The organism is Halomonas sp. H10-59, from assembly GCF_040070555.1.
Lineage (GTDB): Bacteria > Pseudomonadota > Gammaproteobacteria > Pseudomonadales > Halomonadaceae > Halomonas > Halomonas litopenaei.
Genome location: NZ_CP098828.1, coordinates 301,925 through 321,524 on the forward strand (window position 1 = coordinate 301,925; position 19,600 = coordinate 321,524).

At 65.8% G+C, this 19,600-nt stretch carries 15 protein-coding genes; 8 read left to right on the forward strand and 7 right to left on the reverse strand.

The window, feature by feature from the left end; translation table 11 throughout:
- Positions 1–148: 148 nt before the first annotated feature.
- Entirely contained in the window at positions 149–997 is an 849-nt protein-coding gene (metF, locus tag NFG57_RS01385; RefSeq protein ID WP_045992235.1) for a methylenetetrahydrofolate reductase [NAD(P)H], read from the forward strand.
- A gap of 246 nt (positions 998–1,243) precedes the next feature.
- Here metF and NFG57_RS01390 read toward each other — a convergent pair whose 3' ends face one another.
- The 4 genes from NFG57_RS01390 to prlC form a co-directional block, all read right to left on the reverse strand.
- Positions 1,244–3,430, reverse strand: coding sequence for a TRAP transporter permease (locus NFG57_RS01390; protein ID WP_348815186.1), 2,187 nt, complete (start codon positions 3,428–3,430; stop codon positions 1,244–1,246).
- A 73-nt stretch (positions 3,431–3,503) separates the two neighbouring features.
- Positions 3,504–4,496, reverse strand: coding sequence for a TAXI family TRAP transporter solute-binding subunit (locus NFG57_RS01395; RefSeq protein ID WP_045992233.1), 993 nt, complete (start codon positions 4,494–4,496; stop codon positions 3,504–3,506).
- A gap of 277 nt (positions 4,497–4,773) precedes the next feature.
- Positions 4,774–5,022 carry a YheV family putative zinc ribbon protein gene (locus NFG57_RS01400; protein ID WP_045992232.1) on the reverse strand — a complete coding sequence of 83 codons (249 nt, stop codon included), beginning with the start codon at positions 5,020–5,022 and terminating at the stop codon, positions 4,774–4,776.
- Positions 5,023–5,082: 60 nt separating this feature from the next.
- On the reverse strand, positions 5,083–7,131 hold the full coding sequence (gene prlC, locus NFG57_RS01405) for an oligopeptidase A (RefSeq protein WP_045992231.1): 2,049 nt from the start codon (positions 7,129–7,131) through the stop codon (positions 5,083–5,085).
- A gap of 111 nt (positions 7,132–7,242) precedes the next feature.
- On the opposite strand from prlC, the gene NFG57_RS01410 reads away from it, so the two are divergent.
- From NFG57_RS01410 to NFG57_RS01420, 3 genes are all read left to right on the forward strand, one after another.
- The gene (locus NFG57_RS01410; protein WP_045992230.1) at positions 7,243–8,583 is read left to right on the forward strand and encodes a sodium-dependent transporter; all 1,341 of its coding nucleotides are present in this window, start codon (positions 7,243–7,245) and stop codon (positions 8,581–8,583) included.
- A gap of 41 nt (positions 8,584–8,624) precedes the next feature.
- The gene (locus NFG57_RS01415) at positions 8,625–9,212 is read left to right on the forward strand and encodes a gamma carbonic anhydrase family protein (protein ID WP_108449989.1); all 588 of its coding nucleotides are present in this window, start codon (positions 8,625–8,627) and stop codon (positions 9,210–9,212) included.
- 152 nt (positions 9,213–9,364) lie between these two features.
- Positions 9,365–10,048 (forward strand): metal-dependent hydrolase, encoded by a 684-nt coding sequence (locus NFG57_RS01420; protein WP_045992228.1) that lies wholly within the window; start codon positions 9,365–9,367, stop codon positions 10,046–10,048.
- Here the strand turns inward: NFG57_RS01420 and NFG57_RS01425 are convergent.
- Genes NFG57_RS01425 through NFG57_RS01435 form a run of 3 tightly spaced genes read right to left on the reverse strand, consistent with a single transcriptional unit; the run spans position 10,012 to position 14,072 of the window.
- The gene (locus tag NFG57_RS01425) at positions 10,012–11,400 is read right to left on the reverse strand and encodes a sigma-54 dependent transcriptional regulator (protein ID WP_213227304.1); all 1,389 of its coding nucleotides are present in this window, start codon (positions 11,398–11,400) and stop codon (positions 10,012–10,014) included. The genes NFG57_RS01420 and NFG57_RS01425 overlap by 37 nt on opposite strands.
- Entirely contained in the window at positions 11,397–13,292 is a 1,896-nt protein-coding gene (locus NFG57_RS01430; protein ID WP_348815187.1) for an ATP-binding protein, read from the reverse strand. Before NFG57_RS01430 ends, NFG57_RS01425 begins: the two co-directional genes overlap by 4 nt.
- A gap of 3 nt (positions 13,293–13,295) precedes the next feature.
- Positions 13,296–14,072 (reverse strand): GntR family transcriptional regulator, encoded by a 777-nt coding sequence (locus NFG57_RS01435; protein ID WP_045992225.1) that lies wholly within the window; start codon positions 14,070–14,072, stop codon positions 13,296–13,298.
- Positions 14,073–14,500: 428 nt separating this feature from the next.
- Between NFG57_RS01435 and NFG57_RS01440 the strand changes: the two genes are divergently transcribed.
- The 4 genes from NFG57_RS01440 to NFG57_RS01455 all read left to right on the forward strand — a co-directional run bounded on the left by NFG57_RS01440 (position 14,501) and on the right by NFG57_RS01455 (position 19,541).
- Positions 14,501–15,256, forward strand: a complete 756-nt coding sequence (locus tag NFG57_RS01440) for a (Fe-S)-binding protein (RefSeq protein WP_045992224.1) — start codon at positions 14,501–14,503, stop codon at positions 15,254–15,256.
- A complete protein-coding gene (locus tag NFG57_RS01445) occupies positions 15,253–16,683 on the forward strand; it encodes a LutB/LldF family L-lactate oxidation iron-sulfur protein (protein WP_348815188.1) in 1,431 nt (476 codons plus the stop codon). The genes NFG57_RS01440 and NFG57_RS01445 overlap by 4 nt, the downstream gene beginning before the upstream one ends.
- Complete coding sequence (locus NFG57_RS01450; protein ID WP_108449986.1) at positions 16,680–17,336, forward strand: lactate utilization protein C; 657 nt, start codon at positions 16,680–16,682, stop codon at positions 17,334–17,336. The genes NFG57_RS01445 and NFG57_RS01450 overlap by 4 nt, the downstream gene beginning before the upstream one ends.
- A gap of 141 nt (positions 17,337–17,477) precedes the next feature.
- Positions 17,478–19,541, forward strand: coding sequence for a hypothetical protein (locus NFG57_RS01455; RefSeq protein ID WP_348815189.1), 2,064 nt, complete (start codon positions 17,478–17,480; stop codon positions 19,539–19,541).
- Positions 19,542–19,600 lie beyond the last annotated feature (59 nt).

The following is a 19,600-nucleotide window of genomic DNA, read 5'->3' on the forward strand; positions in this document are numbered from 1 at the left end:
TGAGATTCCCTTTTCTTATATGAAGAGAATTGAAGTTTACCCGCGAAACTTTCATTGGTCGGGGTGAGACTGAGTCGTCACAATGGCACCCATCACCTTTACGGCCGCCGATTTGCGGTAGCCCGACACGCTTCACGAGGACCCCGAGATGAGCGCACAAGAGCACCCGCTGGGCATCAGTTTCGAATTCTTCCCCCCGAATACCGACGCCGGGCGGGAGAAGCTGATGCGCAACCGGGATCTCTTGGCCGAGCGCAACCCGCGGTTCTTCTCCGTCACCTACGGTGCCGGCGGTTCCACCCAGAATCGCACCATCACCACCGTCAATGCGGTGCGCGAGTGCGGCATCACCACCGCGCCGCACCTGTCCTGCGTCGGCAGCGAGAAGGCCCAGCTGCGCGAGCTGCTGACCGACTACAAGGCCCAGGGCATCAACAGCCTGGTGGCCCTGCGCGGTGACCTGCCTTCCGGCATGGGCGGCATCGGCGAGCTGCGCTACGCCAACGAGCTGGTGGAGTTCATCCGTGAGGAGACCGGCGATCACTTCGAGATCGCGGTGGCGGCTTATCCGGAGTCTCACCCCCAGGCGGCGAGCTTCGAGGCGGATCTTCAGAACTTTGCCCGCAAGATGAATGCCGGTGCCAACCTGGCGATCACCCAGTACTTCTTCACCGCCGACGCCTACTTCCACTTCGTCGAGCGGGCTCGTCAGCTTGGCGTGGAAGCACCGATCATCCCCGGCATCATGCCAATCACCAACTACTCCAAGCTGGCGCGCTTCTCCGACGCCTGCGGTGCCGAGATCCCGCGCTGGATTCGCAAGCAGCTCGAGGCGTACGGTGATGACAGCGCCGCCATCGCCGACTTCGGCGAAGAGGTGATCTCGCGTCTGGCCCAGCGCCTGCTCGACGGCGGCGCCCCGGGGCTGCACTTCTACACCCTCAACCAGGCCGAGCCGACGCTGAAGATCGTCGACAACATCACCGGCCGCTCATGACACCAACAACAACGCTGGACGGGTCGCGCTAGCCAGTCGCGACCACAACAACAAGAACGTCGGCCCCGCCCTGTGCGGGGCCGTCGTCGTTCTGGGGGAGGGTAGAAAAACGAAAACGCCTGGCGGTTCGGGCAGGCCAACGGCGGGCGGCCGTCGTCATGGGGGAGCCCCAGGCACGAAAAAGCCCCGCCATGGGGCGGGGCCAGAGGGCGGGGCTCAAGGTGCGGAGTTAAAAGGGGCCAGGGTTCAGCCTGCGGTGGCGCTGCGGGTGCCGCCTCCGCTGGCGCGCTGCATCACGAACAGGCCGATGGCGATGGCCAGCCCCGCCAGGTCGGTGACGATGCCGCCGTAGATCAGGCACAGGGCGCCGATCAGCATCACCAGCCGTTGCCAGGCCTTCACCGGTCCGAAGAACCAGGCCTGGACGGTGGCCGCCAGCAGTATGATGCCGATGGTGGCGGTCGTGCCGACCCGCAGGATCTGGGGCCAGTCGCCTTCCATCAGCATGGCCGGGCTGTAGAAGAACATGAACGGCACGATAAAGGCTGCCAGACCGATCTTGAACGAGGCCACCGAGGTGCCCATGGCGTTGTCGCCGGAGATACCCGCCGCCGCGTAGGAGGCCAGCGCCACCGGCGGGGTGATTGCCGAGACCACCGCGAAGTAGAACACGAAGAAGTGCGCCACCAGCGGCTGGATGCCGATGTCGATCAGGCCCGGGGCGACCACCGAGGCTGCCACCGCGTAGGCGGCGGTGGTGGGCATGCCCATGCCCAAGAGGATCGAGATGCACATGGCGAAGAACAGCGCCAGCAGCTGGCTGACACCGGCCAGGCCCAGCAGCAGCGACGAGAAGCGCGCGCCGACGCCGGTCAGGGCGATGACGCCGACGATCAGGCCGGCGCAGGCACACACCGCGATGATCTGGATCGACATGGTGCCGGCCAGGCTGAGGGCCCGCAGGATGGAACGAATGCCCATCTTGTGGGGTGACAGCCAGCTCACCACCGCGGCGGAGGCGGTCGCCAGCGTGCCGGCGCGGATCACCGAGTAACCCATGAACAGCGCTGTGATCAGGATGATGATCGGGGCGAACAGGTAGACCTGCTTGATCAGCTTGGAGAACTGCGGAATCTCTTCCTTGCGCATGCCGCGCATGCCCTTGCGGGCCGCCTCGAAGTCGACCATGAAGTAGACAGAGGCGAAGTACAGGATCGCCGGGATCAAGGCGGCCACCGCGATCTCGGTATAAGGAATACCGGTGATCTCGGCCATGATGAAGGCGCCGGCACCCATGATCGGCGGCATGATCTGGCCACCGGTGGAGGCGGCCGCCTCGATGGCGCCTGCGCTTCTGGCCGGATAGCCGACCTTCTTCATCAGCGGGATGGTGAGCGAGCCGGTGGACACCACGTTACCGGCGCTGGTGCCGTTGATCATGCCCATCAGGCCGGAGGCGAAGATCGAGACCTTGGCGGGGCCGCCACGGGCGCGACCGGCGCCGGCGAAGGCGAAGTTGACGAAGTAGTCACCGACCTTGGAGGCCTGCAGGAAGGCCGCGAAGATGATGAACAGGATGATATAGGTGGAGGACACCGCCGTGGTCGGGCCGAGGATGCCGGCGTCGGTGTAGACCTGGCTGAAGAAGCGCCCCAGCGACAGTCCCGGATAGCCGAGGAAGCCCGGCAGCCAGGGGCCCATGAAGACGTAGGTCAGGAAGATGGCGGAGATCACCACCAGCGCCAGACCGGCGACGCGGCGGGTCAGCTCGAGGATCAGCAGCGAGCCGGAGATGGCGGCCCAGCTGATGCCCATGGGCGCGAAGGAGGTGCCGGTGGAGGCGCGCAGCGGACTGTTGAAGACCACCAGCAGGTAGCCGGCCACGGCGGCGGCGCAGACCATCAACACGACGTCGGCCAACAGCAACTGGTGGCGGGCCTGACGGGGAAACCAGGAAAGCGCAATGGCACCGATGGTGGCCAGGATCAGCGGCGCGCCGTAGTGCCAGTTTTCGATGGCCGGCTCGATGCGCATGGCGCCGCCGGCCATGGTCTGCTGCATCAGCACCACCTGGATCAGGGCGTAGCCTGCGGGCAGCAGCAACGCCAGGGCGATCACGCTGGCCCAGCGCGGCGCACCGTCCTGACCGTCCTCGACGAAGCGCGAGCCGGTGTAGAGGCCGAAGCCGAGGATCAGCGCGCCGGCGATATGGATGATGCGGAACGACCAGGTCTCGATGGGGTAGATATTGAGCGAGACCAGGTGAAAGACGGTGTAGGCCACGGCGAGTACGCCGAACAGCCACCACTTGCCGCCCTGGAAGACACGGCGATTGGGTTCGACGGCTTCGTCGTCGACGCCCGAGGCGACGATGGGTTCGACCGAAGCGTCGGCCGCATCCTCGTCGCGGGGAGAATCTGGGGTGTGGGTCATGGAACGATACCTTGAGAAACGGACGACCGGCCGGGTGCCCGCCCGCGGACTGGCCGCGGGCGGGTGATCCTGATTACTGCTTGATCATGGACGGATCGATCTCGTAGCCGTTTTCCTCGTACCAGCGCGCGGCGCCGGGGTGGAACGGCAGCACGGTGTTGTACTGAATGTTCTCGGGAATGGTGGTCGCGGCACTGCGGTGCACGTCGAGCATCTTGTCGTTGTTTTCCATGGTCAGCTTGGTGACCTCGTAGACGAAGTCCTCGGGCAGGTCACAGCCGGCGATGGCGAAGTTCCACATGGACACCGCACGGGCGTCTTCCTCGAGGGTGGTGTAGGTGCTGGCCGGGATCTGGAAGGCCGAGACCGGGAACTTGTCGAGGACCTGCTGCTGCTCTTCCTCGGTGAATTCGACGATGTTGACGTCGGTCTGCACCTCGAGCTGGCTGACCGCGGGGATCGGAATGCCGGCGGCGAAGGCAATCACGTCGAGCAGGCCGTCCTGCAGCTGCCCGCCCAGGTCAGACCAGCCGCCGTTGCGGCGATCGAAGTTGACGCCCAGCTCTTCGAGGATGGCCGGGAAGTAGGTGTCGGAGGTGGAGGCTGCCGGGCCGAAGCCGATACGAGCGCCGTCGGGAATCTCGGAGATCGAGGTGATGCCGCTGTCGGACAGGGCGGTGATGGAGAACGGGGTCTCGTACATCGGGAACATGGCGCAGACGTTGTCCATCTTCACGCCGGGGGCCAGCGGGCTCTTGCCGTTCACCGCGTCGGAGGCGGGACCCATGGTGGTCAGGCCGAAGGCCACGTCGCCGCCGTGCACCAGCGCCAGGTTCTGGGTCGGACCACCGGTGACTTCGCCGCCGCCGGATAGACCGAGCTGGTCGGCGACCAGGTTGGCCCAGCCGGAGCCGTAGACGAAGTAGGTGCCGCCCTGGCTCGCGGTGCCCACGGTGAAGCTTTCGGGCCAGTCTTCACGGTCTGCCTGGGCGGCAGCGGACACCAGCAGGGTGCCGGCGAAGGTGGTGGCGAGGACGCCGGTGAGGAGCCGGGTAGAGGTGCTCATGCAATGTCTCCCAATGCGATGGACGTTGTGGTTATCGTGCTGCGGTCTCAAGCCTAGACGCCAAGACCGAGCCTGACCGGACGTCGGTCAACGCAAGAGGTATCGCAAGGGGTGTGCCCGACCCAAGGATTTATCTGTAAATCAGTTGGTTATAAAAGTCGCTTTAGACATTGGTCGAAAATGTCGACAAGGCCTTTGTCCGAAGTTTCGCACGTTTGCCGAATTAGAGTGTGCGGATATCCGCACACCCTTGGGCGTAAAAGCGTCGCGCGCTGGATCAGTGGCGTTTGCCGGGGTCGAGAATGCGAACCGGCTGGATCTCTTCAGTGGCGGGGGCTTCGGAGTCCTGGTTGACCCGGGTGGCGAGCTCTTCGACCACGTCGTCCTCGATCGGTAGCTGTTCGAAGAAGTCGCAGCTGACGCACTCACGGTAGCGCACGCCGTTCTGCTCCCAGGCGCGGATACGGTCCATGGCGGCGCAGCGGGGGCAGACGACGCCGGCGATAAAGCGTTTCTTGACGGTCATGTCGGTCTCCACAAATGGCAACGCCCCCGCTGGCGGCGGGGGCGTCGACGAGACGGATGGTCAGGCGGCGCGGATGCCGCTGTGGCGCAGCAGCGGTTCGATGCTCGGCTCGCGGCCGCGGAAGGCCTTGAACAGTTCGGCGGCATCCCTGGCACCGCCTTGCTCGAGGATCTCGCGGCGGAAGCGAGTGCCGGTCTCGGCGTCGAAGGTGCCGGCCTCCTCGAAGGCACTCCAGGCGTCGGCGGACAGCACCTCGGCCCACTTGTAGCTGTAGTAGCCCGCCGCATAGCCGCCGGCGAAGATGTGGCCGAAGCTGTTCTGGAAGCGGTTGAATTCGACTCGCGGTACCACCGAGACCTTGGCGCGGACATCGTCCAGCAGCGACTGGATGTCGGCGGCAGACGGCGCTGCTGGCTCCAGATGCAGGCGGAAGTCGAACAGCGACAGCTCGACCTGGCGCAGCATGCCCATGGCGGACTGGAAGTTCTTGGCCGCGGTGAGCTTGTCGAACAGCTCGTCGGGCAGCGGCTCGCCGGTGTCGACGTGGCCGGAGATCAGGTCCAGCCCTTCACGCTCCCAGCAGAAGTTCTCCATGAACTGGCTCGGCAGCTCCACCGCGTCCCAGGCCACCCCGTTGATGCCCGACACGTCGGCCACCTCCTGGCGGGTGAGCATATGGTGCAGGCCGTGGCCGAACTCGTGGAACAGGGTGGTGACCTCGTCGTGGGTCAACAGCGCCGGCTTGTCGCCCACCGGGCGGGTGAAGTTGCAGGTCAGGTAGGCCACCGGCAGCTGCAGCTCGACGCCGTGGCGGCGACGCACCCGGCACTCGTCCATCCAGGCGCCGCCGCGCTTGCCTTCACGGGCGTAGAGATCGAGATAGAAGCCAGCGATGGGCTGGCCGTTCTCGAGCACCCGGTAGAAGCTGACATCCTCGTGGTAGCTGGGGGCATCGGGGTCCTGCTCGACCTGCACGCCGTAGAGGCGCTCGACCACGCTGAACAGCCCGGCGACCGCCTTGGGCGCAGGGAAGTAGGGGCGCAGCTGCTCCTGGGAGATGGCGTAGCGGGCCTCGCGCAGTTTCTCGCTGGCGTAGCCCACATCCCAGGGGGCGAGTTCCTCGAGCCCCAGCTCGTCACGGGCAAAGGCCTCGAGCTCGCTGAATTCCTGTTGGCCCTGGGGCAGGGCCCGTCTGGCCAGGTCGTCTAGGAAGCCGATGACCTCGCTGGGGCTGTCGGCCATCTTGGTCGCCAGCGAGTAGTCGGCGTAGCTGGAGAAGCCCAGCAGCTCGGCCATCTCGCGGCGCAGCGCCAGGGTCTCTTCCATGATCGGGGCGTTGTCGTACTCGCCTGCGTTGGGGCCCTTCTCGGAGGCCCGGGTGACGAAGGCGGTGTAGACCTCACGGCGCAGTTCGCGGTCTTCGGCGTAGCTCAGCACCGGGAAGAAGCTGGGGAAGTCCAGGGTGATGCGATAGCCCTTGTTGCCCTTGGCCTCGGCGTTGGCCGCCAGGGTGTCCAGGGCGCTCTGGGGCAGGCCGGCCAGACGGCTGTCATCGTCGAGTTCCAGCGCCCAGGCCTGGGTCGCGTCAAGCAGCTGGTTGGAGAAGGTGCTCGACAGACTCGACAGGCGCGTGCGGATTTCCGCCGAGCGCTGTTTCTTGTCTGCCGGCAGGTCGACGCCGGCCAGGCGGAAGTCACGCAGGGCGTTGTCCACCGAGCGCTGGCGAGCCTCGTCGAGCTCGGCGAAGGCCGGGCTGTCCTTGAGCGCCTGCCAGGCGCGGAACAGACCTTCGTGCTGGCCGATCCAGGTGCTGTAGGCGGAGAGCTTCTCGAGGCAGCCGTCGTGGGCCTCGCGCAGCTCCGGTGTGCTCATGGTCGAGTTGAGGTGCGATACCGGCGACCAGGCCTGGGCCAGGCGGTCGCTCATCTCTTCCAGCGGCGCCGCCAGGCTGTCCCAGCTGGGGGTGTCGCGCTCGGCTTCGGCCACCAGCTTCTCGACGCCTTCGCGCAGCTCCTCGAGCAGTGCTTCCACCGCAGGGGCGACGTGCTCCGGGCGAATTTCGCCGAAGGGCGGCAGGGTGTGGCGTTCTAGCAGCGGATTGCGGGACATGGGCACCTCTCGGGAATTCGACAATGGTTCAGTAAATGCGGGCGACTGCCGGCGGTTTCAATGTGCTAGTCTTGCGGCCTTCGTTTTTCTCGATCTGGACACCGAAAGACCATGAACCAAACGCTGGAACGCTGGAGTTCGCGCCGCGCCTTTATCCTGGCCGTGACCGGGGCCGCCGTCGGTCTTGGCAATATCTGGCGCTTCCCCTACATCACCGGGGAGAACGGGGGCGCCGCCTTCCTGCTGCTCTATGTAGGCTTCGTGGTGGTGCTGGGCCTGCCGGTGATGATGGCAGAGATCATGATCGGCCGGGCCGGTCGGCGCAGCCCGATGCAGTCGCTCGCTGAGCTTGCGCGTCAGCGCGGCACCTCGAGCCACTGGAAGTGGCTGGGGCTGTTCGGCGCCTTTACGGTGTTCTGTATCCTGTCGTTTTACTCGGTGGTGTCCGGCTGGTCCATCGACTTTATGGTCAAGGCCTTCAGCGGAGGCTTCGCTGGCCAGAGCGCGCCGCAAATCGGCGCAGGCTTCGACGCCTTCCTGGCTGACCCGCTGCGGATGACGCTCAACCATACGCTGTTTCTGGTGATGACCATGGTGGTGGTCGCCGCCGGCGTGGCCAAGGGCTTGGAGCGCCTCAATAACCTGCTGATGCCGGCGCTCTACCTGCTGCTGATCGTGCTGGCCGGCCACGCCGTGACCATGGACGGCTTCGGTCCGGCCATGGCCTGGCTGTTCACCCCGGATTTCTCGGCGCTGACGCCGATGGTGCTGGTGCACGCCATGGGACATGCCTTCTTCACCCTGGCGGTGGGGGCCTGCGCGCTGATGGCCTACGGCGCCTATATGCCCGACCACCAGAGCCTGCCTGGCGCCGCCGGCGCGGTGGCGGTGCTTGATGTGCTGGTGGCGCTGCTGGCCGGTATTGCGATCTTCTCGGTGGTGTTCACCCAGGGCATGGATCCGGGGGAGGGTCCAGGACTGGTATTCGTGACCCTGCCGGTGGCCTTCGCCGAGCTGCCCGGTGGTCCCTTCTGGCTGGGACTTTTCTTCCTGCTGCTGCTGCTGGCGACTTGGACTTCATCGATCAACCTGGCCGAACCGATGGTCTCGACCCTGGTGGGCTGGGGGCTGTCGCGGCGCATGGCCGCCCTGGCGGTGGGCCTGTGCGTATGGCTGGTGGGGCTGTTGTGCGTGCTGTCGTTCTCGAGTCTGAGCGACGTCCACCTGATCGGGGAGATGAACTTCTTCGGCGTGGTCAGCACCATTCCGCCGGAGATCTTCCTGCCGCTAGGCGGTCTGTTGATCGCCATCTTTGCCGCCTGGGTGATGCCTGAGCAGGAAGCGCTGCGGGCGCTGGATGCGGGGCCCAATGGCTTTCGCGTGTGGCGCGCCGTGGTACGCTGGGTGTCGATTCCGCTGGTACTGGTGGTGCTGTTCAGCGGTCTGCTGTAGTGCCGCGACCGACCGGCGCACAACCTTCAGGAGAGACAGTGATGGCAGACAGGGTGGCAACGGAAGCGCACGATGGTACGCCGGGGTATCCGGTGATCCGTTCCTGGCAGGGTGTAAGCCCCAGGCTGGGCGCGCGGGTCTATATCGACCCCCAGTGCATGGTATTGGGTGACGTGGAGCTGGGCGACGACTGTTCGGTGTGGCCGATGGCGGTGATTCGCGGAGACATGCACCGGATTCGCATCGGCTCGCGCACCAGCGTGCAGGACGGCAGCGTGCTGCACATCACCCACGCCAGCGACTTCAATCAAGGCGGCTGGCCGCTGACCATCGGCGATGAAGTCACCATCGGCCACAAGGCGGTGCTGCATGGCTGCACCCTGGGCAACCGGATCCTGGTCGGCATGGGCGCCATCGTCATGGACGGGGCAGTGGTCGAGGACGAGGTGATCATCGCCGCCGGTGCGGTGGTGCCCCCCGGCAAGCGCCTGGAAAGCGGCCACGTCTACGCCGGGAACCCGGCCAAGGCGCTGCGCCCGCTGAAGGATTCTGAGCGCGCCTTCTTCCCCTACACCGCAGGCAACTACGTCAAGCTCAAGGATCAGTACCTGGTCTCGGCCCAGGGCTGACGACAGAGCCGCAGTGGTGAAGAACACGGATCTGCCCGCGCAGGTCCGTGTTTTTTTATCCAGTATGTTTCCAACCAATTGTTTCTATTGAACTGCCGGGCGATAATCTGGTCATTTATCCAGTATATGCCTTTTCGAGGAGCCCGCCCGGCATGGCCAACTTCCGCACCCACCTCAGCGTGGCCGCCGCCGGCGGCGCGGTGCTGGCCCATGGCGGCTGGCAGGCGGGGCTGTGGTCGGCGCTCGACAGCCTGCCGATGCTGGCGCTGACGACCCTGGGCGGCATCCTCCCCGATATCGACTCCGACAGCTCCAAGGCGATCCGGCTGATCTTCAATCTGATGGCGGTGCCGGCGGTGGTGGCCGGCGCGGTGATGCTGCAGGAGCGGTTCTCCGACGGCACCTTGCTGCTGGTGTGCGGCGCCATCTATCTGGCGGTGCGCTATGTGGCCGGCGCGATCTTTGCCCGCTTCACCGTCCACCGGGGGCTCTGGCACTCGCTACTGGCCGCGGCCATGTGCGGCCTGGCGACCGCGGCGCTCAGCCACCATCTGTTCGCACCACCGGACGCCATGGCGTGGGCCCACGGCGGCGCCCTGACCTTTGGCTTTGCCATCCATCTGTTGCTCGATGAGCTCTACAGCGTGGATCTGAACGGGGCGCGACTGAAACGTTCCTTCGGCACCGCCTTCAAACCGTTTGACTGGGGCGATCCCGGCAACTCTCTGGCGATGCTGTGCGTGACCCTGAGTCTGGCGCCCTGGCTGCCGTCCTGGGACGCGCTGCAGGGGCTGGTCGATCAGGGCGTGGCGCTGGTGTCGGGGCGCTGGCGATAGTCGTCGGGCTTGAGGGCGTGCTTCTTGAGCTTGTCGTAGAGGGTCTTGCGCGGCAGTCCCAGGTGCTCGCAGACCTCGTTGATACGGCCGTGGTGGCGGGCCAGCGACTGGCTGACCAGCTGTTTCTCGAACAGCTCCACCTGCTGGGGCAGCGGCAGCTCGCCACCGTCGCTGCCGACGCCTTCCATCAAGGCGTCGAGGCGGTAGTCGCAGGTGCTGCCGAGCAGCACGTAGCGCTCTGCCAGGTTGCGTAGCTCACGGGCGTTGCCGGGCCAGTCGTGGGCCAGCAGCGCGGTGACGCCGGCCGCGTCCAGCGGCGGCGCCTCCATGCCGCTGCGGCTGGCGGCCACCGCGGCGAAGTGGTGAAACAGCAGCGGGATGTCCTCGCGGCGCTCGCGCAGCGGCGGAATCATCAGGGTCACCACGTTGAGGCGGTAGTACAGGTCCTCGCGGAACTCGCCGGCCTCGGCGGCCGCCTTGAGGTCGATCTTGGTGGCGGCGATCACCCGAATGTCGAGTGTCACCGGGGTATTGCTGCCCAGGCGCTCGACCTGGCGCTCCTGCAGTACCCGCAGCAGCTTGACCTGCAGCGCCAGCGGCATGGACTCGATCTCGTCGAGGAAGACGGTGCCGCCGGCGGCATGCTCGAACTTGCCGATGCGCCGCTCCACCGCGCCGGTAAAGGCGCCTTTCTCGTGGCCGAACAGCTCGGATTCGATGGTGCTCTCGGGCACCGCGCCGCAGTTGATGGCGACGAAGGGCTTACCGCCGCGGGCGCTGCGCTCGTGGATCGCGCGGGCCACTAGGTCCTTGCCGGCGCCGGTCTCGCCGAACAGCAGCACGTCGGCCTCGACCTGGCTGATGCGCTGGACCATCGACGACAGCCGCTTGATCGCCGGGGTGCGCCCTACCAGACGTGGGCCTGGCGCGGTCTGCTGGGCCTCGAGCTCGGCCTTGAGGAAGCGGTTTTCCAGGCTCAGTCGACGCTTCTCGACGCCTCGCCGCACGACCTCGCCCAGGCGTTCACCGGGAAACGGCTTCTCGAGAAAGTCCCAGGCGCCTTCCCGCATGGCCTCCACCGCGGTGGATACGTCGCCATGACCGGTAATCAGTACCACCGGCAGGTCCGGGTCGCGCTGACGAATCTCTCTGAGCAGGCTCATGCCGTCCATGCCGGGCATGCGGATATCGCTGATCACCACCCCGCTGAAGTCCCGGTCCAGGGTGGCCAGGGCCTGTTCGGCGCTGGGAAAGGGCAGCGGTCGATAGCCGGCCAGTTCCAGCGTCTGGCCCAGGGTGACCCTCAGGTGCTCTTCGTCGTCGATGATCATCACGGGGGCTTCGTCGGTCATGTGGCGTGGCTCTCATCGTGGGGCGGGAGGACGTGCTCGGCCTGGGGCAGCTCGATGGTAAAGCGTGCTCCGCCCAGAGGCGAGACACCGGCCTGCAGGCGGCCGCCGAGATCATCGATGATCCGTGCGGAGATGGACAGCCCGAGCCCCAGTCCGGCGCCGGGGGCCTTGGTGGTGTAGAAGGGCTCGAACACCTGGCGGCGCTGGTCCTCGGGGACGCCGGGGCCGTTGTCGTCGACCCATAGCCTGACGCAGCCATCGGCGGCGGCCACGCCCAGTATCAGCTGTGGTGACGGCGTCTGTGCCATGGCCTGGAGGGCGTTGCCGATCAGGTTGACCAGCACCTGCTCGAGTCTGACCAGGTCGGCCAGTACCCAGGGCGCTTCCTCCGGGGTGTCGAACACCACTTCGACCTGCTGCTCGCCGAGGCGTGCCTTGAACAGGCGCAGGGCGTAGTCGAGGCAGGCGCGGGTCGACACCGGGCTTGGCGGCTCACCGCTCTTGCGCGAGAACTGGCGTAGCTGGGCGCTGATCTCGGCCATGCGGCCGGTGAGTTCGATGATCTCGCCGAGGTTGGCGTCGACGGTGTCGTGGCGCTGTCGTGCGAGAAAGCCCCGGGCGTTCTCGGCGTAGGCGCGGATGGCCGCCAGTGGTTGATTGAGCTCGTGGTTGATGCCGGCGGCGAGCTGGCCGAGCACCGCCAGCTTGGCGGCCTGGGTCAGCTCGTCACGGGTCTGGCGCAGGGTCGCCTCGGTGCGCCGGCGCTCCTCGATTTCGTCGGATAGCCGGCGATTGGTGGCGAGCAAATCGCGGGTCCGGCTGGCCACGTTGCGCTCGAGCTCGTCGCGGGCTTGCGCCAGGGTGGTGCGCTCACGCTCGGCGAAGGCTTCGCGCTCCCGGCGCAGTCGGTGGCGCTGCCAGCCGATGCCTCCGGCCAGTGCCAGCAGGCCGTATAGACCACCCCCCATCAGCATCGCCTGCCACTGGGCCTCGATCACCGGGGCCATGGGCTTGAGGATATGCATCTGCCAGCCCAGGGTGGGAAAGTCCCGAGTGACGCCAAGGTAGTGCCCGGACGCCAGCGGGCCGCTGTTGAAGCCCACCAGTCTGGCGTCGTTGGCGAGGTGATCGACGACCTCGAGGCCGCTCGGTTTCAGCGCTTCATCGGCGTAACGCCGCGAGTCGCGCAGCTCGGCCAGGCGCGGTGGCGCCAGCGGGGTGAGAGAGGTCAGGCGCAGCTCGGGTTGGCTGGCCATGAACACGATACCGTTCTGATCCACCACCAGCAGGCTGGTCCCCGGACTCTGCCAGCTCGCCTCCAGCGTATCGACGCGGACCTTGACCACCATGACCCCGGCCGGGGTGGCGTCGGGATTGACCTCGTCGAGCCAGACCGGTGCCGAGAAGTAGTAGCCGCGATCCATCGATACCACGCCGAGGCCGTGGAAGCGGCCGTAGTGCCCGGCGATGGCGTCCTGGTAGTAGGGGCGAAAACGATAGTTCTGGCCGATGAAGTTGTCGAGGCGGTGCCAGTTGCTGGCCGCCAGGGTGGTGCCCTCGGCGTCGAGCAGGTAGATGTCGGAGACGCCGGTGGTACTGCGGAAACGGTTGAGCAGTCGGTTGAGCGGCATCACGTCCTGGCCGTCCGGGGCGCTCAGGTATCGCTTGACGGTTTCCCGGGTGGCGAGCAGTTCCGGCAGGTATTCGTGGCGTGACAGGTAACCGGTCAGGCCAGTGGCGGAAAGCCGGAGTTCGGTATCGGCATCACGCTTGAGCGAGGCCAGCGCCTGCTCACGGGCCAGGGTGGCGCTCTGCCACAGCACCAGGGCGAGACCCAGCGCCAGCGCCAGCGCCAGGGTGCGACGATTCAGCCAGCGTGACCAGCGGCGCATCGACTAGCGCGACCGGCGCGGCGGCATGACCTGGGCACGCCGCAGCGCTCGCTGCGAGCGGGTCTCGGCGCGCTCCATCTCGAGCAGACCCTCTTCGACGTAGACCAGGTGTTCGTGGGCCAGCGCCTGGGCGTCTTCGGCGCGCCCCTCGAGGATGGCGTCGAGCAGTGCCCGGTGCTGCTGCATCAGGCGGGGGCGTGCCTCCGGCTTCTCGAACAGATGGGCGAGATTGTCGACGATGCTGCGTTCCAGCAGGTGGAAGATGCCGCGAATGGTGTGCAGCAGAAGGACGTTGTGGGCGGACTCGGCGATCGCCAGGTGGAAGGCGGCGTCGGCCTTGGCCTCACCCTGGGGGTCCTCGCCGAGAAAGGACGTCTCGAGCTCTTCGAAGCGCTGAATCAACAGCGCCCTGTCGGTGGGTGTCGAGCGCAGCGCCGCATAGTAGGCTGACAGGCCTTCCATGGCGTCACGGAATTCGAGCAGGTCCAGGTGGAACTCGCCGTGGCGAGACAGCATCTCCAGCAGCGGGTCGCTGTAGCCGCTGTTGAGGGCCTCGGTGATATAGGTGCCACCGCCCTGGCGGCTGACCAGCAGGCCGCGGGCGGCCAGTTTCTGGATCGCTTCGCGCAACGACGGGCGCGAGACACCGAAGCGCTCGGCCAGTTCGCGTTCGGGGGGCAGGCGCTGGCCGGGGGTCAGGCTGCCTTCCAGAATCAGCGCCTCGAGGCGCTCGGTGATCACATCGGCCAGGCGAGGCTGGCGCACGGGCTGGTAGGCCATGGCGGTTTATCATCGACGTGGGAACGAGGCCGCCAGTGTAACGACAACTAATTGGTATTACCAATAAACGGCGTTGTCCTGTTGCCTGTCCTGATCCTCGTTCTTCCCAGATTATCAACCTGTTACGTTCACGGTCGTCGAGACATAGACCAAAGTATAGCGCAAAGTCCGAGCAAAAATCGGCGTCTGGTTTGACACTCTGGAAGAGCGAACCTACTGTGCCTAGATTCGGCGTTGTCAATTGGTTTTACCAATTTACTCCAACTCTATCCCTGGCGGTCGTTGGCAAGACCGATGATGCTCCGGGGGCCTCGGTTCCGGCGGTGCAGACGAGGCGTGCAGCGGTAGCCTGCTCGCCTCTGTTGTGCCGCTATTGATACCGGGAACAACGACAACGTCCTGCCGTGCCTGACCCTGAGGACCCCGCGATGACCGCCGTCAAGCTTTATCCCCCTCGCCCCGACAAGGTCTACCTGTTCGGAACCTGTCTGATCGACATGCTCTATCCCGAGGCTGGCCTCGATGCCGTTCGGCTGCTCGAGCGTGAAGGGATCGAGGTGATCTTCCCCGACGACCAGACCTGCTGCGGCCAGCCTGCCTACACCTCGGGCTATCACACCGAGGCCAGGGCGGTGGCCAGGGCCCAGCTCGATCTGTTCCCCGAGCCCTGGCCGATCATCGTGCCGTCCGGCTCCTGCGGCGGCATGATGCGTACCCACTATCCCTCGCTGTTTGCCGGCACCCCCGAGGAGGCAAGGGCCAGGGAGGTCGCCGATCGGGTGTTCGAACTGACCGAATTCCTGGTGCACGTCTGCCACCTGACGCTTGAGGATCGAGGCGCGCCGGAGAAGGTCGCCATGCATACCTCGTGCAGCGCCCGTCGCGAAATGGGCCTCGCCGAGACCGGCCCCGCGCTGCTGGCCAAGCTCGGCCAGGTCGAGCTGGTGGAGCAGGAGCGGGCCAGCGAATGCTGTGGATTCGGCGGGACCTTTGCGGTGCGCCATCCGGAGGTGTCCGGTGCCATGGTCGAAGACAAGAGTCGTGCCATCGAAGCCGCCGGCGCCGAGCGTTTCGTGACCTCCGACTGTGGCTGTCTGATGAACATCGCCGGGCGTCTGGCCCACCGCGACAGCACGCTCGAAGGCGAGCACATCGCTTCCTATCTGTGGCGGAGGACCTCATGAGCCAGCCTGTTCAGACCTTTACCCCCCAGGCGTTCCATCGTCAGGCCCACGAGGCGCTGGAGAATCCGCAGATCCGTGCCAACTTCCGCAAGGCGATGGACGGCCTGATGGGCAAGCGGCGCAAGGCCTTCGACGACTGGGACCTGGAGACCCTGCGTGAGCTGGGGGCCAATATCCGGCTACGTGCGCTGTCGAAGCTGCCCGACCTGCTGGAGCAGCTCGAGGCCAACTGCGAGGCCAATGGCATCCGCGTGCACTGGGCCGAGAATGGCGAGCAGGCCTGCGAGCTGATCACCGAGATCTGTCAGCGTCATGGTGCGTCCTCGGTGATCAAGGGCAAGTCCATGGTGTCCGAGGAAATGCACCTGAACGCCCACCTGGAGAAGGCTGGCATCGATGCCCTGGAGTCGGATCTGGGCGAGTACCTGGTGCAGCTCAACGAGCAGACGCCGTCTCATATCATCATGCCGGCGATTCACCTCAATACTGGCGAAATCTCCGACATCATGCACGAGCGCACCGGGACCGAGCGCACCACCGACGTGGACGCGATGACCGCAGCGGCCAGGGCCCAGCTGCGCGAGCGTTTCATGACGGCGGATGTCGGGGTGTCCGGGGTCAATTTCGCGGTGGCCGAGACCGGTACCCTGTGCCTGGTGGAGAACGAGGGCAACGGGCGCCTGACCACCACCGCGCCGCCGGTGCACATCGCCGTGACCGGCATCGAGAAGGTGGTCGAGCACCTGGCCGACGTGCCGCCGCTCTACGCCCTGCTGACGCGCTCTGCCACCGGCCAGCACGTGACCACCTACTTCAACATGATCAGCTCGCCACGCAAGGCCGACGAACACGACGGTCCCGAAGAGGTGCATCTGGTGCTGGTCGACAGCGGTCGCTCGCGGGTCTACCAGGACGATGAACTGCTCGACACCCTGCGCTGCATCCGTTGCGGCGCTTGCATGAACCACTGCCCGGTGTACACCCGGGTCGGCGGTCACACCTACGGCACCACCTACCCGGGGCCGATCGGCGCCATCCTGATGCCGCACCTCATGGGGCTTGAAGCGACCAAGGATCTACCGTCGGCGTCGAGCCTGTGCGGCGCCTGTGGTGAGGTGTGCCCGGTCAAGATCCCGATTCCGGACCTGCTGGTGCGACTGCGGCGTGAGGCCGTGGGCGACGGCGTCGGCAACGTGCCAGGGGCCGGGGTCAAGCGCTCGCGCAAGGAGGTCGCCGCGTGGAAGAGCTGGCAGTGGCTGGCTACCCATCCCGGAGCCTGGCGAGGCGCTACCCTGGTCGCCGGCAGCTTCCGTGCGCTGGCGCCGTCCCACCTGGGGCCCTGGACGCAGTACCGCAGCGCCCCGAAGCCGGCCAAGACGTCACTTCACACGCTGATCAAGCGTCATCGCAAGGAGCAGGGCGAATGAGTGCCAGAGACAATATCCTGGGTCGCCTGCGCGATCGCCAGGGCGGACCGCTGTCGGCCCCCGACAGCGACTTCGGCGTGGTCACCGGGCGCCAGTGGTCGCGCCACGAACGACTCGAGCGCTTCGAGCATTGGATCTCCTCGGTGCATGGCGAGGTGATTCACTGTGACTCTGCCGGCTGGACCGAGACCCTCGCCAGGGTGCTGGCGGACAAAGGCGTCAAGCGCTTGGCGCTGGGCCGGGAGCATCCGGTAGCGCAGCAGGCCCGTGAGGCCCTCGCGGATCATGAGGTCGAACTGGTCGACGCCGACCGTGACATCGAGGGCTGGAAGCGTGAGCTGTTCGACGGCGTCGAGGCTGGCCTTACGTCCACCCGTGGCGCCATCGCCGAGACCGGTAGTCTATGGCTGTGGCCGACCCCGGATGAACCGCGTCTGCTGAGCCTGGTGCCGCCTTTGCATATCGCCGTGCTCGATGCCGACAGCGTCGAAGACACCTTCTTCGATGTCGTCACCGGGCAAGGCTGGGCCAGCGCCATGCCGACCAATGCGCTGCTGATCTCGGGGCCGAGCAAGACCTCGGATATCGAGCAGACGCTGGCCTACGGCGTACACGGTCCGAGAGAACTGGTGGTCATCCTGCGCGACGCCTGATTCACCGTGCTCGCGTGCGACACCTGCGACATCGGAGTGGTTTGCGTCCTGACGCGCGTCATGCAAGTTGGCTATAGTGTGCGTTCCCGACGATGTTCTGTTGTCGGCGCAGGAAGCGAAACTCAACTGATGGAGGCAGGCATGTCCAAGCAGCAGTGTCCGGGGTCGAAACGCCCACTTTGCAAGGCCATTTCCCCGTTGCTGGTGATCAGCGGGGTGTCCATGGCGGTCTTGCTGAGCGGATGCCAGGACGACGGCGGTAGCCAGGGCGGGCGGTTTGTCGAGGCGCCGGATGTTGCGCTGGGCGAAGCGATTGAGGGCGAATTGACCTCGCAAAGCGGGATCAACCTCAAGGATGGCTCGCGCCACGACCGTCGCTGGGTCTGCGGCGAGGCCGAATCTGGTGTGCTGTACCGGCTCGATTCACCCTTTGCCGCCAGCCTCTCGGTGTATTCCGAAGACGGCAAGTGGCAGGGAGGTGCGAGCAGCACCCAGGAGGCGCCGGCATCGCTGTTGCTGTCTTCCGCCGAGGGGTGCTCGCTGGTGGTCGTCAGCAGCGACGACATGGCAGGCTTCGGTCCCTACTCGCTGAAGCCGAGTGAGGCCCAGGCGTCCGAGACGCTGGGCGACGATCAGGACGTCGTCGGGGCGCTGGGAGGCGAGGCGGCGAGCTACAGCTTCTCGCTCGAGCAGGCTCGCCAGGTCTCTCTGGTGCTTGCCGGTGCGTCTGACGCATCGCTGGTGCTCAGTGGCGATGGTGTCGAGCATAAGGCCGCGCGCTGCGGTGATGATCAGCAGACCCTGAAGACCTTCCTCGATCCTGGTGACTATGAGGTGCGTGTGACGCCTGGTCAGCCGGTCAAGGAACGCGTGGACGTGGAATGCCAGGATGACTTCGTCAGCGTCGGTGACGGCTATCGTCTGTCGATGCAGCAAGCCGATCTTTCCAGCGGCGAGCGTAATGCCGGACCGCTGCGCGCCGGTGACAGCATCACCGGTACCCTGGCCGACGCCTCCTCCAGCAACACCTACAGCCTCAAGATCGACGAGCCCACCAGCGTCAATCTGGCGCTCGCCTCCAGCGATTTCGACACCGTGCTGCGGGTACGCGGCGGCCAGACCAATATCGAGGTCGATGATTCGGGCAGCGGTACCGACTCTCATCTCGACAGCGTACTGATGCCGGGCGACTACCGGGTGGTGGTCAGCGGCTACGGGGGCGAGTCCGGCGGCTATTCGCTGGAGCTTTCGACCTCGCCCTTCGACGGCGAATTGAAGAACGAAGGGGCCATCGAGCCAGGTGAGTCTGTGCAGGGCATGGCCGGCGGGTTTCAACCCAATGCCTACACCCTGGACATCGAGCAGCCTTCCGAGGTGACGATTGCACTGTCGTCCTCTGCCTTCGACACCCAGCTCTATCTCGAGGGCAACGGTGTGTCGCTCAGTGACGATGACGGCGGCGGTGGTACCAATTCGCGGCTGAGCGAGGTGCTCGAGCCCGGCAGCTATCGCATCGAGGTGGCAAGCTACTCGGGGGTCGCTTCCGGCATGTTCCGGCTGGAGACCGACGTCACTGCCTTCGATGGCGAAATGCGCAACAGCGGTGAGCTGCAGCAGGGAGAGACGGTGCGCGGCATGGTGGGGGCCAGCGGTGTCAATCAATACAGTTTCACCCTGGAAGACGCCGCAGAGGTGACCTTGGAGATGAACTCCAGCGCCTTCGACGCCATGCTTGGCCTGCGCGGCGAAGGAATCGACACCAGCGATGACGATGGTGGCTCGGGTACCAATTCGCGTATCAGCGCGATCCTCGAGGCTGGTACCTACAGTGTCGATGCGCGAAGCTTCAGTGGCTCCGGCACCTACTCGCTGAGCCTGTCGCAGACGCCCTTCAGCGGCGAACTGCGCTCCGAGGGTGAAATTCACACCGGCGAGACCCTCTACGGTCAGCTCGATGCCAGCGGCAGGCTCAACTACCAGCTGGTGGTTGAAGAGGCTGGCGTCATCAGCATCGAGACTCAGTCTGACGCCGTGGATACGCTGTTGGAGCTCGAGGGTGAGGGCGTCTTCTTCCAGGACGACGACGGTGGCAGTACCCAACTCGGCTCGCTGATCGAAACCCGTCTGGAGCCAGGTGTCTATGACGTTACCGTCAGCGGCTATGGCGGGGGCGGCGGCATCGTCCAGATCGACGTCAGGGGCTAACCCCTAGCGCCAAACGCCACTCTTCGGAGTGGCGTTTTAGTATCTGAACGGCTGCAATA